Source organism: Ruegeria sp. E8 (assembly GCF_056533985.1).
Window position 1 is genome coordinate 184,269 of record NZ_JBQFOY010000004.1, and the last position, 14,668, is coordinate 198,936.

Sequence of the window (14,668 nt, forward strand, 5' to 3'; positions counted from 1 at the left end):
GATGACGATTGAAGTTCGTGTTCCCACGCTTGGCGAGTCGGTCACCGAAGCCACTGTTGCCACATGGTTCAAAAAGCCCGGCGATGCCGTTGCCGTGGATGAGATGCTGTGTGAGCTGGAGACTGACAAGGTCACTGTCGAAGTGCCTTCTCCTTCTGCCGGTGTGATGGGTGAGATTGTCGCCGCCGAAGGTGAAACCGTTGGTGTCGATGCGCTGCTGGCAACCATTACGGCTGGTGAAGGAGCGGCCCCTGCTCCGGCGGCAGCAGCGGCACCGGCCGCAGCGCCTGCTGCCACGGGCGGATCGGTTGATGTGATGGTGCCGACACTTGGTGAATCTGTCACCGAAGCCACCGTTTCGACCTGGTTCAAACAGGTTGGCGATAGCGTCGCGCAGGATGAGATGCTGTGTGAGTTGGAAACCGACAAGGTCTCGGTCGAGGTTCCGTCCCCCGCGGCAGGCGTTCTTGCGGAGATCGTAGCCCCCGAAGGGGCAACAGTGGATGCGGCCGCAAAGCTGGCGGTGATCTCTGGCGCGGCCGCAGGTGCTGCACAGGCACCAACCGCTGCTGCAGCGGCAGCCCCTGCCGCGGCAAGCGCCGGCAAGGACGTGGCCAACGCGCCTTCGGCCGAAAAAGCCATGGCCGAAGCGGGCTTGTCGCCGGATCAAGTCACCGGCTCGGGCCGAGATGGCCGGATCATGAAGGAAGACGTGGCAAAGGCTGTTGCGACGGCTTCGGCCCCAGCGCCTGCCGCGGCTGCACCTGCCCCCGCTGCCCAAGCACCACGTGCGCCGGTCGCGGCCCAGGATGCAGCCCGCGAAGAACGCGTACGCATGACCCGTTTGCGCCAGACCATCGCCAAGCGCCTGAAAGATGCGCAGAACACCGCCGCGATCCTGACCACCTATAACGAGGTGGACATGACCGAGGTGATGGCCCTGCGCAACGAATACAAGGAGCTGTTTCAGAAGAAACACGGCGTCAAACTGGGCTTTATGTCCTTCTTCACCAAGGCCTGCTGCCACGCGCTGAAAGAAGTGCCCGAAGTGAATGCCGAGATCGACGGCACGGACATCGTCTACAAGAACTTCGTCCACATGGGTGTCGCCGCAGGCACGCCTCAGGGTCTGGTCGTTCCTGTCATTCGTGACGCCGACAGCATGTCGTTTGCTGCGATCGAAAAGGCCATTGCTGAGAAAGGCAAACGCGCCCGTGACGGCAAGCTGAGCATGGAAGAGATGCAGGGCGGAACCTTCACCATCTCGAACGGTGGTGTCTATGGCTCGCTGATGTCCTCGCCGATCCTGAACCCTCCGCAATCTGGTATCCTGGGCATGCACAAGATCCAGGACCGCCCGATGGTCATCAATGGTGAGATCAAGATCCGCCCGATGATGTATCTGGCCCTGTCCTACGATCACCGGATCGTTGACGGCAAAGGGGCCGTGACCTTCCTTGTTCGCGTGAAAGAGGCGCTGGAAGACCCGCGCCGTCTGCTGATGGATCTGTAATCATGGCGACACATGTACTCTGGCAGGCCGATGTGGCCGATTTCGACGTCTGGCTGAAAGTGTTCAAAGAAGATCGCAAGATGCGCGAGGCTGCGGGTATCCGCGACCTCCACATCTGGCGCGACCCGGACCAGAAAGACCACGCGGTAGCGTTGTTCGAGATCACGGATTTGGAACGTGCGCAGAACTTTATCGAGTCCGAAGAGTTGGCCATGCACCATGAACGTGGCGGTGTGGCGCATATTCAGACCAAAGTGTTGACGCCCGTGTGATTCAGATGACGGGTCGTGATATGTCGAAATGGGATTGTGGCGGTACGCAGGCTGCCATGATCCTGATTGCGACCAACGTGGCGCGCCTGAAACAAAGCCCTTTGACGAAGCGTCCCCAAGGCCAGCGTTCATGACACCCGAACTTACAGTCCTGACATTGGCCGCACTGCTGCAGGTTTTTCAATACGCGCTGATGGCAATACCCGCGAACCTGGAACTGGGTCCGGGAAAAACAACGTCAGCGCGTGATCGCGCCCGTCTGGGCGGGGCACTGGAGGATCAGCTGTCCGAAGGAACGGCCCGACTGTACCGGGCCCTGAACAACCACTTCGAAGGGTTGATCCTGTTCGGCATCGCCTGTGTGGTTGTCACCCTCAGCGGTTCGGCCACCGGTTTCACTGCAACCTGTGCGTGGACCTATCTGGTGTCTCGCATCCTCTACATTCCAGCTTACTACTACGGGCTGAAACCCTGGCGCACCGTCGTCTGGTTCATCGGGTTTCTGGCCACCACCTTCATGCTTTTGGCGGTGTTATTGTGATGCCGCTGATGTACAAACTGTTCAGAGGTCAACGCCCTGTGACAGCCCGAATTCTCAAGGAGATCTTCCATGGCTAACTATGACGTTATTGTAATCGGTGCCGGTCCCGGCGGGTATGTTTGTGCGATCCGTTGTGCACAACTGGGCCTGAAAACCGCCGTGGTCGAAGGGCGTGAGACTTTGGGCGGAACCTGTCTGAACGTCGGGTGTATCCCATCGAAGGCGTTGCTGCATGCCAGCCATCAATTACACGAAGCCGAGCATAACTTTGCCAAGATGGGCCTGAAGGGCAAAAGCCCGTCGGTCGATTGGAAACAGATGCAGGCCTATAAGGACGAAGTTATCGAGGGCAACACCAAGGGCATCGAATTCCTGTTCAAGAAGAACAAGATCGATTGGCTGAAGGGCTGGGGATCCATCCCCGCCGCTGGTCAGGTCAAGGTCGGTGATGAGGTCCACGAGGCCAAGAACATCATCATCGCATCGGGGTCCGAGCCGTCCTCATTGCCCGGTGTCGAGGTGGACGAGAAGGTTGTCGTGACCTCAACCGGCGCGCTGTCGCTGGGCAAGATACCCAAGAAGATGGTGGTGATCGGCGCGGGTGTGATCGGGCTGGAGCTGGGCTCGGTCTACAGCCGATTGGGCGCCGAGGTGACGGTCATCGAATTCCTCAAGGAAATCACCCCGGGCATGGACCCTGAGGTGCAAAAGACCTTCCAACGTATTCTCAAGAAACAGGGCCTGAGCTTTATCATGGGCGCAGCGGTGCAGAAGACCGAAGCGACCAAGACGAAGGCCAAGGTAACCTACAAACTGCTCAAGGATGACAGCGAGCATGTCATCGACGCTGATGCCGTGCTGGTTGCGACCGGGCGCAAGCCTTACTCGGACGGTTTGGGGCTGGACGCTCTAGGCGTTGAGTTGACGCAGCGTGGGCAGATCAAGGTTGGTGCCGATTGGCAGACCAACGTGCCGGGTATTTACGCAATTGGCGACGTGACCGAAGGTCCGATGCTGGCGCACAAAGCCGAAGACGAAGGCATGGCCGCAGCCGAACAGGTTGCGGGCAAGCATGGCCATGTAAATTACGGCGTGATTCCGGGAGTGATCTATACGTGGCCCGAAGTCGCCAATGTTGGCGAGACCGAGGCGACACTCAAAGAACAGGGCCGCGCCTATAAGGTTGGTAAATTCATGTTCATGGGCAATGGTCGTGCCAAGGCAAATTTTGCAAGCGACGGGTTCGTCAAGATTCTGGCTGACAAGGAAACCGACCGCATTCTGGGTGCTCATATCATCGGCCCGGCTGCCGGTGATCTGATCCATGAAGTCTGTGTTGCAATGGAATTCGGCGCGTCCGCCGAGGATCTGGCACTGACCTGCCATGCACACCCGACCTATTCCGAAGCGGTACGTGAGGCGGCACTGGCCTGTGGCGACGGCCCGATCCACAGCTAAGAGCTTTGACCCCGGCAGCAATCAGCCTGTCGGGGTCAGCCATGCATCCAGATAGGTCTCGAGCCGGTCGGTGAATGTCGTCGCTGAATGCAACGCGCAGAATCGTAACGACATGGCCTGAATGGCAAAGGCCTGCACACCTTCGGCCAAAAGTTCGGATGGCACGTCCTTGCGCATCTCCGCAGCTTCTAGCCACATCATCACGACCCGAAAGTATCGCTCGAAACAATAGGCGATCGGGCCAATGTCTGCGATGGCGGTCGCGCCGGAATACCTGATCAACAGATCGAACACATATCGCTCGGACGTCATGAAACTGTGGACCGGTTCGAGTGCCGCGATGATCTCAGGAACCGTTTTGGGCGGCGGTCCTGCCTCGGCCTGATCAAGGCACGCATTCAATCTGTCAGCGATCAGAATTTCCATAAGCGCATCCTTGTCGTGGAAATGCGCAAAGAAGGTGCCCTTGGCGACGCCTGCCGCCTTTACCACTTCTTCCACCCGCAAGGCTTGATAGCCGTCATTTTGGATAACCCCTTCGGCTGCCGAAAGAAGCTTGGCGCGGGTCTTGATCGTACGTTTTTGAACCGTCTTTTGCATAATGCTCAATCGCACAGTTTTTGACCGTGGTCAAATTTTATATTGACCGTGGTCACTTTTTGATCCTACTAATTGACCGTGGTCATTTTTAGGAGAATCATGATGCAACCCAAGAAAATCCTCATCCTTGACGGGCATCCCGCGGAAAGCAGTCTGTCACGTGTATTCGCCGAAACGTATCGGGACGCGGCCCGCAAAAACGGGCACGATGTCCGGATGGTCCATCTGAGCGATCTACAGTTCGATTTTGATTTCGGTCAGGGCAATTATCACGACTTCAAACCGCTTGAGCCGGTTCTGGAACAAGTGCTGCAAGACTTTGAGTGGAGTGATCATCTGGTACTGACCACACCGATGTGGTGGGGCGGCCTTCCGGCGAAATTGAAGGGATTGATCGACCGGACATTTATCCCCGGGCGAACTTTCGACACGCGGAATACTACAAAGATCGGCTTCCCTGCCCCGATGCTGACCGGGCGCACCGCACGCGTCATCCTGACCTCGGATACGCCGGGATGGTTCATGCGGCTGATCTATCGGCAGGCGCTTATCCGTCAGGTTCGGGATCAAATCCTCGGCTTCGTCGGCTTCAAACCGACCCGCTTCACCTATTTCGCAGGCGCAAGTTACCCCAAGCCAGGCAGCGTGGATCGCTGGATCGAAAAGGTGTCCAGGATCGGAGCAATCGCAGCTTGAGCCCGCAGCCTACCACATCGTTTTGGCGGCGCGCCCAGCCCATTCACTATCGTATTGCGCGCCGCCTTCTTCCCCCTCTGATGCTTCAGACAAAAGCTGCCCAACTGTAGGCAGGCTTTCGCTTTCATCGCCGCTGGCCCATGTGCGGGCACGTATCAGCGCACGGGCGCATTGGCTGTAGATCTCGGCGATTTCAATAACGATAACCGTCGCAGGGCGTTTACCGCCGCGTTCAAATCGATGCCTCAGACCCTCATCCGCCGTTACGCGGGCCAATCCGTTCAGCCGGATAACGTTATTGGATCCCGGTACAAAGAACATCAGCGAGACACGCGGATCGCGTACGATGTTGCGCAGACTGTCCAGACGGTTATTGCCGCGCCAGTCCGGCAAGGCCAACGTCTTTGCATCCAGCTCAATCACAACCGGGCCATCATCGCCCCGAGGGCTGCCATCCACGCCTTCCGGACCAACTGTGCTGAGCACACAGAGCCGAGAGGCCATGATCCACTGACGGTAAAACGGCGTCAGATGATGCACAACCTTGCGCAAGGATGGCGCGCCGGGCGTGCCATACAACGCTTCCAGCGCGGCTATGTCGTCAACGTACTCCATCCGGATCAAACCCCACTTCGCGCATCAGCTCATTCGAGCGTGTTTCGATCACATTCTCCAACCGGCCAAGAAAATCGTCACGTGCAACACCTGGCTCGATCGGCTCAAGAAAATCAACGACCGCAAGCCCGGGTTTGCGCATGACGCCGGTGCGGGGCCAAAAAACCCCCGCATTCGTCGCAACTGGCACGCAGGGAAACCCGAGGCCTTCATACAAGACAGCCGTGCCAACCTTGTAAGGTTTCTTCGCTCCGGGTGCCACGCGCGTCCCCTGCGGGTAGATCACCAACTGACCGGGTTCCGAAAACTCTTTCGAGACATCCTTGACCATCTTGGCCACAGCTGCACCGCGCTTGCCGCGATTGACGGGAATACAGCCCAAACGCCGTGCATACATTCCAATGACGGGCGTAAACAACAGCTCGCGCTTCATGATGAATTTGCCGTGCGGAATGGCGTCGAAAATTATAATGATATCAAGGAAAGACTGATGCTTTGCCCCAATGACCACTTCGTTTGTCGGGGCTGTACCGCGCACTTCGCACCGAATACCAACCATCCAACGGGCCAGCCACATGGTGCTGCGTGCATAGGTCTTGCACGCCTTCAGGGCCCCGCGCTTGGAAAACAGCGCATAAGGCAGGAAAACGATACCCAGGATCAGCATCCAGGCGTAGATCACGATCATGAAGATCAACGAACGGACCCATTGAAAAGCCATCGACATCAGGAAAGCTCCTTCAACTTGCGTCGGGCCGCAGCCCAGGTGGCGAAAAAGGCGACGGAGGCACCGAGGATTGGAATGAGAACCGGCAACACCCAATCTTTGCCCTGAAAACCCACCCCGGTCAGGAAACCACCCGCATCCGAAGCTTCGGGCAACAGCAATACACCTGTCATCCCCAGCAATGTACCCACAGAGGCCCCGAAAAACGCGCGATAGGTGAACCGCCTTACGAACGCCCCGGCGATGAAACCGTCGCGCGCGCCGACCAGGCGCAGCACTTCGATGATCTGCGCATTGGCGGCAAGCGAGGCATTGGCGGCAAGTGTGATCATCGCAGCGGTCGCGCCACCGATCAGCAGGATCGAAATCCACCCTAGTCGACGCAAAGACATCGCCGCCTCAACCAAAGGCTCTCGCCAACGTGTGTGATCGTCCAGCACCGCGCCCGGCACTTCGGCGCCCAAACGCAAACGCAACCCTGCAACGTCCATGCCGGGTTCGGCCTCAATGATTTCAATGAGTTGCGGAACGGGCAACGTATCCAGCGGCAGATCCGATCCGAACCAGGGGGAAAGCAAAGCTGCCTGCTCCTCCTGCGTCAAAGCACGGGCCGAAGCCACGCCGGGTGTCTGGCTTAGAACGCTCAGTGCGGCCTCGGTCTGGGCTGCCCGTTGCTCGGCGGGCGCGTTGATGCGCAGGGTCGCGGCGCCAGCCAGTTCCGAAGCCCAACGATCCGCGATCCGACCTGACGCCAGCGACAAGGACAAAGCAAACACGGCCAAAAACGCCATGGCACCGGCGACAAACAAAGTCAGGTGGGCCGTGTATCCGGTTGGGGGAACAACGCGGTCGGCCCGTTTATCTCCACGCAACAGATTTTGAAGGTCAGGGCTGATCATAAATCTGCCCCCGCCAGTTGCAGCTTGCGCTGCGAGATACGCAGGACACGTGCCTGCACCTGGCTTTTGGCCGCACGGATCAGGCTCAGGTCATGCGTGGCGATCAGAACGGTTTTGCCCATCCGGTTCAGTTCTATCAGCAGGCGCAACAGGCGTTGCGACATCTCCCAATCAACGTTGCCTGTCGGTTCATCCGCCAAAACCACGTCAGGCGACAGGATGACGGCGCGGGCCAAAGCGGCCCTTTGGCGTTCGCCACCCGATAATTCAGGTGGTCGCGCTTCAAGTCGTGCGCCCAGCCCCACCCAGCTTAGCAGTTCGGTCAGATTGTCCTGTTCTGACGATTCAGACCGTCCCGACACCATCAGCGGCAAGGCGACGTTTTCGGCAAGAGTCATATGGTCCAAGAACTGGCAATCCTGATGCACAACACCCACGCGGCGACGCAGCAGGGCCAGTTGATCCCGATCAAGGGCTGAAACGTCCTGATCAAACACGCTCAGACGGCCTGATGTTGGCAACAAAGCCCCATAGCACAGCTTGAGCAGCGTCGTTTTGCCCGCCCCGGAAGGCCCGGTCAGAAAATGGAACGAACCCGGCTGCAATTGCACTGAGACATCACTCAGCAATTCGCCGCCACCATAGGTATAGCTGACATTTTCCAGCTCGATCACTCGTGCCCCCATTATTTTGCAGCTCTTCTTGCCCGAGCATTGTGGCGGTTTCAATGGCTCTACCGAGTCCAATTGGTGACACTTGACCCGTGAAACCGAAATCGCCCTTTGCTGTTGGGTCTTAACGGAATATCATCACTGAAAAAACTATTATCGGCCCATCGCCCGGCCGAGGAGGCAGCATGCGTCTTACATGTCCGAATTGCAGTGCGCAGTACGAGGTACCTGACGAGGTCATCCCCGAGGAAGGCCGCGACGTGCAGTGTTCCAACTGCGATCAGACCTGGTTTCAGGCCAAGCATCCCACGGAACCAGCAGATGCACCGGCTGACGAAGCAGAAACACCGGAACAAGAAGACGCACCTGCTGACGCAGCCGAAGTTCAGCCAGATACCGAGCCAGACGCAGTGGAACAGCCGGTATCAGAGGACAAGCCAGAGGTTGAAGAACCTGCTGAGTCCACGGGCAATGTCGATCCTTCCGTTGCCAACATCCTCAAAGAAGAAGCCGCCCGAGAGGCAGAACTGCGCGCGCAAGAAGGCAGCAGCCTGGAAAGCCAGCCCGATCTTGGGCTTGATCCGCCGCCGGAACCCAAGGTGCGGCCAAAACGGCCTTCGGCTTCGGAAACGGCTGTCGATGCCGGCCAAAAGGATGCCTTGCCGGATGTTGAGGCGATCAATTCCACCATGCGATCGGACGAAGCGGACGAGGCTGTGCCGACACCCCGCAAATCGGGTGGATTTCTGCGCGGTTTTGCGCTGATGCTGATCATTGGCGTGGTGCTGTATCTGATCTACGGAAACGCCCAGCAAATCGGTGAGGCCGTACCTCAGGCCGACCCGATACTCAGCTCTTATGTTTCGCTGGTAGATCAGGCCCGCATCTGGCTTGAGGCTCAGGCAGGGTCTGGCGCGCAGAACTGAGGTCTAGAACCGCTCCAACAGCCGTTTGAGGTATTCCAACTCGATCTGGGGGCGGTCCGATTCTCCGGTGCGGCGGCGGATTTCGTCCAGCAATTCACGCGCGCGGCGATAAACGTCTTCACCCTGTAGCAAATTCTCATCCGTCGAGATCGACCCGGCAGCGCCCGGATTCCGGCCCAGAGGATCACGGTTGTTGGCTTGCATGTCGCCATCCTGCGTTCCCTGCCCCGGCTGGTTTTGCTGATTCTGCGCCATAGCTTCGCCCAGTGACCGCATGCCTTCACGCAGGGCTTCCATAGCCTCAGATTGCCGGTCGATCGCTTCGGCCAGATCATCCCCACGCAGGGCCTGTTCCGCCTCGTCCATTGCACGCCCGGCCCGATCCAACGCCTCACGCGCGGCGTCGCCTTCAGGCGTACCTGCGCCGGGCAGACCCTGCTGCTGACGGCCCAGTTCATCTCTCAGCGCCTGCTGACGATCCGCAAGTGAGCCCTGACCCTGCTGGCCTTCTCCGGCCTGATCCGAACCTTCACCCTGACCGCCCTGGCCTTCGTGGCTTTGTCCCCGGCCCAGCCCACCGCTGCGGCCCTCGTTGCCCTGGCTCTCACCGGTTTGAGCCCCCGGGTTGAACTGTTCCTGCAAATCACGGAAGGCCTGATCGCTCAGACCTTGTTGTTCGCGCAGGGTTTCTGCCAGACCTTCCATGGCCTGCTGACCTTCGGACTGTTGACCTCCGCCCTGGCCTTGGGTCACGCGCATGTTTTCCATCATCTGCTGGAACTCTTCCAGCGCTTGCTGGGCTTCGGCCATACGGCCTTGTTCCATCAGTTCCTGAATACGGTCCATCATGCGTTGCAGGTCATCCTGCGTCATCTGCAGGGATTCGCCGTTCTGGCCGGATTGACGTTCGCCTTCCTCACCATTTTGCTGAGCTAGCCGTTGCAGCTGTTGAAGGTAATCCTGCGTCGCCTCGCGCAACTCCTGCATGAGTTCCGCAATTTCCTCGTCGCTGGCCCCGTTCTGCATCGCCTCGGTCAAACGTTCCTGCGCGCGCCGCATCCGTTCCAGCGCATCTGCCAAGGTGCCGTCCTCGATCAACACAGCAAGGTCCCAGAGGGCCTGAGCGATCTCAGCCTGCTGTTCGGGTTTCAAACCGTATTGGTCAAATGCCTCAAGCCGCCGCAGCACGACTCTCAGACGCAGATAGGCTGTCTCCGAACGGAACAGGTCCTCAGGCAGGTGCGACACAGCCCGCAGCAGCTGCGCAATGCGCGGCGCGTTGGAGCGCGACCAGAGCAGATCACGGCGCTGTTCGATGACAGCCGCCGCCAGCGGATCAAAGAAACGACGAGCAGGCAGGTCGGTCAGATATGGTTCGGACGACGACTGCTGATCCGCCGCGTCCTTAGCCATCAAAGTAATCCGAACGGGTAAATGCGCCCAGGGATGTTGCGAGAAATCCTCGATCAGATCCTCGGAAAAATCCGCCCGATCACCGGTGATGGGCATCGGCAGTTCAATCTCAATCACGTCGCGCGGCTCTGGCTCTGTCGTCAGACCATAGCGGCGATCAACCGCTGCCAGATCAAGTTCGATCAGGGCAGAACCTGAAACCACGCCATAATCATCAGCGGCGACGAATGGCAGTTTCATCTGCCCGCCCGCCTCGGACTCTGCCGCTCCGTCAACCGCGATCTGTGGGGCGGTGTCGTCAATGATCTGCAGTGCCCACTCCCGCCCTGCCGGTCCGTCAATGCGCAGCTGACCCGAGCGTTCGGCCACGAATTCCTGTTCCGGGTCAGTCACAGCCTCGGCCCCCAAGACTGAACTGTTTTCGGTCAAGCTATGCGCACCAACCTCGCCATAGAGCCGTAAGGTGATCCGACTGCCCTTGGGAACGGAAAGTTCGGCATCCGTTTGATCCGCCAGATACAGCGTTGGAAGGCCCGTGTAGCGGGGCGGCTCAACCCACCCTTCCCAGGTCGGGCCTTGCCCGGCGATCGCGGATCCCGGGGCCATATCCGCCACCGACCCCACGCGCCACAGCGAGCCAAAGATCAGCGCAACAAAAAAAGCCAGCAACGCCGCATAGCGTAGCGCATACGGGTCCCGTGACGCCAACCGCAGGTCTGGTTTCACGGCCTCGGCCATCGCGGCACGTTGCGCCATCCGGTCTTTGTGCGCTTGCCACAGGGCAACTGAGTCCCGGTCCGTAGCGCCGATAGCCTGATCATCCATCAAGGCCTGAAGCGGGCGACCCGGCAGCGTCTCATCCAGGCGCATCAGAGCGTCTGCGCGCGATGGCAAACTGACCCTTTTCAGGCCAAGCACGACCGCCACGACAAAAGACACCAAAGACAGCGCGCCAATTCCCCAGACGATTTCCACCGAAACGTGGTCCTGAAGCCCCAGCATCAGTGCCGCAAGCAAAACCAGAACAATCGAGAACACCGGCCAGAATGCGCGCAAAACCTGCTCGGCCACCATGCCGAGATGGGTCAGCCACAGGGACAGGGGCGGAATGGGCAGGTTTGATCTGTCGGTCAAGGCGGGCCTCCGGGTTGGGCCCGAGCGGTTATCGCGTCAAAGCCACGAAGGTATGGTATCGCGGTTTATGATTTCGTCAAAGCTTGGCCGTTCACGAATGACTGCAAATTGATCGCCATTGACCAGAACCTCGGGGATCAGAGGGCGCGTGTTGTACTCGCTGGCCATAACCGCGCCATAGGCCCCTGCGCTGCGGAAGGCGATCAGGTCGCCAGACATCAGCGGTGGCATATTGCGCTGTTTGGCAAAGGTATCACCGGATTCGCAAACCGGGCCCACGATGTCATAGGGTTGCTGTTCGACACCTGCCGCAGGTTCCTGCACCGCGACGATATCGTGATGCGCCTCATACATAGCTGGGCGGATCAGGTCGTTCATGGCCCCGTCGACAATCAGGAAATCGCGACCTTCACCCGATTTCACATAGATGACCTTGCTAACCATCAGCCCCGCATTGCCCGCGATCAGACGGCCCGGCTCGATCTCGATCTCACAGTCCAGATGGCCCAGTGTTTTCTTGATCAACGCGCCGTACTCCATCGGCAAGGGCGGCGAATCATTCGAACGGGTGTAGGGGATGCCCAGGCCGCCGCCCAGATCGAGACGGCGGATGTTGTGCCCTTCGGCACGCAACTGTTCCGTCAACTCAGCGACCTTGGTGTAGGCCAGCTCAAACGGTTCAAGCTCGGTCAGTTGCGAGCCGATATGGACGTCGATCCCGATGACCTCCAACCCCGGCAAGCTGGCGGCGTGGGCGTAAACTTCTGACGCGCGTGCAATTGGGATACCGAACTTGTTCTCGGATTTGCCGGTGGCGATCTTGGCATGGGTCTTGGCGTCCACATCCGGATTCACCCGAACGGTGATCGGTGCCACGACGCCCAGTTCCAGTGCAACGGCATTGATCACTTCCATTTCAGGCTCGGATTCGACGTTGAACTGGCGAATGCCACCGGTGAGTGCCGTGCGAATCTCATCCGCTGTCTTGCCAACACCCGAAAACACGATCTTGTCGCCCGGAACGCCTGCCGCCTTGGCCCGCAGGTATTCTCCGCCCGAAACAACGTCCATCCCCGCACCTGCCTGTGCCAGCGTCTTCAAGATCGCCTGATTGCTGGCCGCTTTCATCGCATAGCAAACGAGGTGATCCGTACCTTCAAGCGCATCATCGAACAGCTGGAAATGCCGCAGCAACGTCGCCGTGGAATAGACATAGAACGGCGTTCCGACCGCGGCTGCGATTTCGGAGACAGGGACATCCTCGGCGTAAAGCGCGCCGTCGCGGTAGAGAAAGTGATCCATATCTGCGCGCTTAGACCAGAAGGCTGCCTCGGATCAATGGATTCCGAGCCCTTCGGCCCGGTTATTTTCGGGTCGAAACGCCAACCCGGCCGTAACCCGAGATCGATATGCCGCTGCCCGATTGCTTGGGTTCTGCCACCGGTTCAGAACGCCTTGCGGAAGAGGGTTCGCACGCCATCAAGGCTGTTAATGCAAAAAGCAGTCCCAACGTTCTCATACTCAGCGCCTTTTCTTTATAAGCCTGCCACACCTGTACCCTTCCCCAACATGAGGCTTGCGGTACCGATGCGCAATGTAGGTTTGGGTCAGAACCCCAGATAGATGCCCAGCGGCCCGCGGCTCAAACCTACGCCGCCGCCAACATACGCACCGCTCGAGCCAACCCCGACGGTTGCACTGACCGTGGGCTGAGCGGGCGCGGGTGGAACAGGCTCACCATCAGCACCGCACCCGGCCAGTATCAGACCGGAAACCGCAATAAGGATTGCACGCAGCGCAGTCATCACACTATTGCCTTCCATCTTTCTACCTGAGCACGCACCTGATCCGGCGCTGTGCCGCCATAGGACTGGCGTGAGTTTACTGAATTATCGACACCAAGGACAGTGTAGACGTCATTTGTGATCTCGGCATGGACCGACTGCATGTCCTCCAACGTCAGATCAGGCAGGTCGCAGCCCTTGCTTTCAGCCATCGCAACCAGCGAACCGGTGACGTGGTGTGCATCGCGGAACGGCAGGCCGAGAACGCGGACCAGCCAGTCGGCCAGATCGGTCGCGGTCGAGAAACCCGAACCGGCAGCCGCGGCAAGGCTCACGCGGTTGGCGGTCATATCCTTGACCATGCCCTCCATTGCCGCCAGCGCCAGCATCCAGTTGTCGGCAGCATCAAAGACCTGTTCCTTGTCTTCCTGCATGTCCTTGGAATAGGCCAGCGGCAGACCCTTCATCACCATCATCAGCGCGGTGTTGGCGCCATAGATGCGCCCAACCTTGGCGCGGATCAGTTCTGCCGCATCGGGGTTTTTCTTCTGTGGCATGATCGACGAGCCGGTCGAGAAGCGGTCAGACAGCGTCACAAAGCGAAACTGGGCCGAGGACCAGATGACCAATTCTTCGGCAAAACGCGACAGATGCACGGCGCAGATCGACGCGGTCGACAGGAATTCCAACGCGAAATCCCGGTCGCTGACAGCATCCAGAGAGTTGGCAGAAGGGCGATCAAAGCCCAGCGCCTCAGCCGTCATGTGACGGTCGATGGGGAAAGATGTTCCGGCCAGCGCGGCGGCACCCAGCGGGGATTCGTTCATCCGGGCGCGGGCATCGCGAACGCGGGACAGATCACGGCCAAACATCTCGACATAGGCCATCATGTGATGGCCCCACGTCACCGGCTGCGCGGTTTGCAGGTGGGTGAACCCGGGCATGACCCAATCCGCCCCGGCTTCGGCCTGTGCCAAAAGCGCGCGGATCAGGGCCAGCAACCCGGTTTCTGCCGCATCCAGTTGATCACGGACCCAGAGTTTGAAATCGGTCGCCACCTGATCGTTACGGCTGCGGCCCGTGTGCAAACGGCCCGCAGGCTCTCCGATCACCTCTTTCAGCCGTGCCTCGACATTCATGTGGATGTCTTCCAGCGCGGTCGAAAACTGAAATTCTCCGTTCTGAATTTCTGACAAAACGGTGAGCAGCCCTTCCCGAATGGCGTTGGCGTCACTATCAGTTATAACGCCTGTGGCCGCGAGCATGGCGGCATGGGCGCGCGAGCCTGCGATGTCCTGGGCTGCCATCCGCTGATCGAACCCGATCGAGGCGTTGATCGCCTCCATGATCGCGTCTGGTCCAGCGGCAAAGCGGCCGCCCCACATCTGGTTCGAGGATTGATCGGTCATGTTGGAAAAC

15 protein-coding genes are annotated in these 14,668 nt (G+C 59.1%); 6 read left to right on the forward strand and 9 right to left on the reverse strand.

Annotation, left to right across the window (positions count from 1 at the left end):
- Position 1: 1 nt before the first annotated feature.
- The 4 genes from odhB to lpdA all read left to right on the forward strand — a co-directional run bounded on the left by odhB (position 2) and on the right by lpdA (position 3,784).
- Complete coding sequence (gene odhB / locus ACR0LF_RS07720) at positions 2-1,513, forward strand: 2-oxoglutarate dehydrogenase complex dihydrolipoyllysine-residue succinyltransferase (protein ID WP_480579328.1); 1,512 nt, start codon at positions 2-4, stop codon at positions 1,511-1,513.
- Between the two features lie 2 nt (positions 1,514-1,515).
- On the forward strand, positions 1,516-1,785 hold the full coding sequence (locus tag ACR0LF_RS07725; RefSeq protein WP_480579330.1) for a hypothetical protein: 270 nt from the start codon (positions 1,516-1,518) through the stop codon (positions 1,783-1,785).
- A 130-nt stretch (positions 1,786-1,915) separates the two neighbouring features.
- On the forward strand, positions 1,916-2,326 hold the full coding sequence (locus ACR0LF_RS07730) for an MAPEG family protein (RefSeq protein WP_480579332.1): 411 nt from the start codon (positions 1,916-1,918) through the stop codon (positions 2,324-2,326).
- 69 nt (positions 2,327-2,395) lie between these two features.
- Positions 2,396-3,784 carry a dihydrolipoyl dehydrogenase gene (gene lpdA / locus ACR0LF_RS07735; protein ID WP_480579334.1) on the forward strand — a complete coding sequence of 463 codons (1,389 nt, stop codon included), beginning with the start codon at positions 2,396-2,398 and terminating at the stop codon, positions 3,782-3,784.
- A 21-nt stretch (positions 3,785-3,805) separates the two neighbouring features.
- On the opposite strand, the gene ACR0LF_RS07740 is transcribed toward lpdA, so the two are convergent.
- Complete coding sequence (locus ACR0LF_RS07740; protein WP_480579336.1) at positions 3,806-4,384, reverse strand: TetR/AcrR family transcriptional regulator; 579 nt, start codon at positions 4,382-4,384, stop codon at positions 3,806-3,808.
- 102 nt (positions 4,385-4,486) lie between these two features.
- Here ACR0LF_RS07740 and ACR0LF_RS07745 point away from each other — a divergent pair, with 102 nt between their 5' ends.
- Positions 4,487-5,080, forward strand: coding sequence for an NAD(P)H-dependent oxidoreductase (locus tag ACR0LF_RS07745; protein ID WP_480579338.1), 594 nt, complete (start codon positions 4,487-4,489; stop codon positions 5,078-5,080).
- 9 nt (positions 5,081-5,089) lie between these two features.
- On the opposite strand, the gene ACR0LF_RS07750 is transcribed toward ACR0LF_RS07745, so the two are convergent.
- The 4 genes from ACR0LF_RS07750 to ACR0LF_RS07765 are packed head-to-tail and all read right to left on the reverse strand — an operon-like array spanning position 5,090 to position 7,995.
- Positions 5,090-5,695, reverse strand: coding sequence for a pyridoxamine 5'-phosphate oxidase family protein (locus ACR0LF_RS07750; protein WP_480579340.1), 606 nt, complete (start codon positions 5,693-5,695; stop codon positions 5,090-5,092).
- The gene (locus tag ACR0LF_RS07755; protein WP_480579342.1) at positions 5,682-6,422 is read right to left on the reverse strand and encodes a lysophospholipid acyltransferase family protein; all 741 of its coding nucleotides are present in this window, start codon (positions 6,420-6,422) and stop codon (positions 5,682-5,684) included. The genes ACR0LF_RS07750 and ACR0LF_RS07755 overlap by 14 nt, the downstream gene beginning before the upstream one ends.
- Positions 6,422-7,321, reverse strand: coding sequence for a cell division protein FtsX (locus tag ACR0LF_RS07760; protein WP_480579344.1), 900 nt, complete (start codon positions 7,319-7,321; stop codon positions 6,422-6,424). Before ACR0LF_RS07760 ends, ACR0LF_RS07755 begins: the two co-directional genes overlap by 1 nt.
- Positions 7,318-7,995: a cell division ATP-binding protein FtsE gene (locus ACR0LF_RS07765; RefSeq protein WP_480453316.1), complete on the reverse strand. Its 678-nt coding sequence runs from the start codon at positions 7,993-7,995 to the stop codon at positions 7,318-7,320. The genes ACR0LF_RS07760 and ACR0LF_RS07765 overlap by 4 nt, the downstream gene beginning before the upstream one ends.
- 182 nt (positions 7,996-8,177) lie before the next feature.
- Between ACR0LF_RS07765 and ACR0LF_RS07770 the strand changes: the two genes are divergently transcribed.
- Positions 8,178-8,918 (forward strand): zinc-ribbon domain-containing protein, encoded by a 741-nt coding sequence (locus ACR0LF_RS07770; protein ID WP_480579346.1) that lies wholly within the window; start codon positions 8,178-8,180, stop codon positions 8,916-8,918.
- Between the two features lie 3 nt (positions 8,919-8,921).
- Here ACR0LF_RS07770 and ACR0LF_RS07775 read toward each other — a convergent pair whose 3' ends face one another.
- From ACR0LF_RS07775 to argH, 4 genes are all read right to left on the reverse strand, one after another.
- The gene (locus tag ACR0LF_RS07775) at positions 8,922-11,465 is read right to left on the reverse strand and encodes a TIGR02302 family protein (RefSeq protein ID WP_480579348.1); all 2,544 of its coding nucleotides are present in this window, start codon (positions 11,463-11,465) and stop codon (positions 8,922-8,924) included.
- Positions 11,466-11,501: 36 nt separating this feature from the next.
- A complete protein-coding gene (lysA, locus tag ACR0LF_RS07780; protein WP_480579350.1) occupies positions 11,502-12,767 on the reverse strand; it encodes a diaminopimelate decarboxylase in 1,266 nt (421 codons plus the stop codon).
- 305 nt (positions 12,768-13,072) lie between these two features.
- Positions 13,073-13,270, reverse strand: coding sequence for an argininosuccinate lyase (locus ACR0LF_RS07785; protein ID WP_480579352.1), 198 nt, complete (start codon positions 13,268-13,270; stop codon positions 13,073-13,075).
- Positions 13,270-14,658 (reverse strand): argininosuccinate lyase, encoded by a 1,389-nt coding sequence (argH, locus tag ACR0LF_RS07790; protein ID WP_480579354.1) that lies wholly within the window; start codon positions 14,656-14,658, stop codon positions 13,270-13,272. The genes ACR0LF_RS07785 and argH overlap by 1 nt, the downstream gene beginning before the upstream one ends.
- Positions 14,659-14,668 lie beyond the last annotated feature (10 nt).

Excerpts from the sequence above, each read along its gene's own strand:
- odhB (WP_480579328.1), top strand. The coding sequence starts at position 2 with ATGACGATTGAAGTTCGTGTTCCCACGCTTGGCGAGTCGGTCACCGAA.
- ACR0LF_RS07725 (WP_480579330.1), top strand. The coding sequence starts at position 1,516 with ATGGCGACACATGTACTCTGGCAGGCCGATGTGGCCGATTTCGACGTC.
- ACR0LF_RS07730 (WP_480579332.1), top strand. The coding sequence starts at position 1,916 with ATGACACCCGAACTTACAGTCCTGACATTGGCCGCACTGCTGCAGGTT.
- lpdA (WP_480579334.1), top strand. The coding sequence starts at position 2,396 with ATGGCTAACTATGACGTTATTGTAATCGGTGCCGGTCCCGGCGGGTAT.
- ACR0LF_RS07740 (WP_480579336.1), bottom strand. The coding sequence starts at position 4,384 with ATGCAAAAGACGGTTCAAAAACGTACGATCAAGACCCGCGCCAAGCTT.
- ACR0LF_RS07745 (WP_480579338.1), top strand. The coding sequence starts at position 4,487 with ATGCAACCCAAGAAAATCCTCATCCTTGACGGGCATCCCGCGGAAAGC.
- ACR0LF_RS07750 (WP_480579340.1), bottom strand. The coding sequence starts at position 5,695 with ATGGAGTACGTTGACGACATAGCCGCGCTGGAAGCGTTGTATGGCACG.
- ACR0LF_RS07755 (WP_480579342.1), bottom strand. The coding sequence starts at position 6,422 with ATGTCGATGGCTTTTCAATGGGTCCGTTCGTTGATCTTCATGATCGTG.
- ACR0LF_RS07760 (WP_480579344.1), bottom strand. The coding sequence starts at position 7,321 with ATGATCAGCCCTGACCTTCAAAATCTGTTGCGTGGAGATAAACGGGCC.
- ACR0LF_RS07770 (WP_480579346.1), top strand. The coding sequence starts at position 8,178 with ATGCGTCTTACATGTCCGAATTGCAGTGCGCAGTACGAGGTACCTGAC.
- lysA (WP_480579350.1), bottom strand. The coding sequence starts at position 12,767 with ATGGATCACTTTCTCTACCGCGACGGCGCGCTTTACGCCGAGGATGTC.
- ACR0LF_RS07785 (WP_480579352.1), bottom strand. The coding sequence starts at position 13,270 with ATGACTGCGCTGCGTGCAATCCTTATTGCGGTTTCCGGTCTGATACTG.
- argH (WP_480579354.1), bottom strand. The coding sequence starts at position 14,658 with ATGACCGATCAATCCTCGAACCAGATGTGGGGCGGCCGCTTTGCCGCT.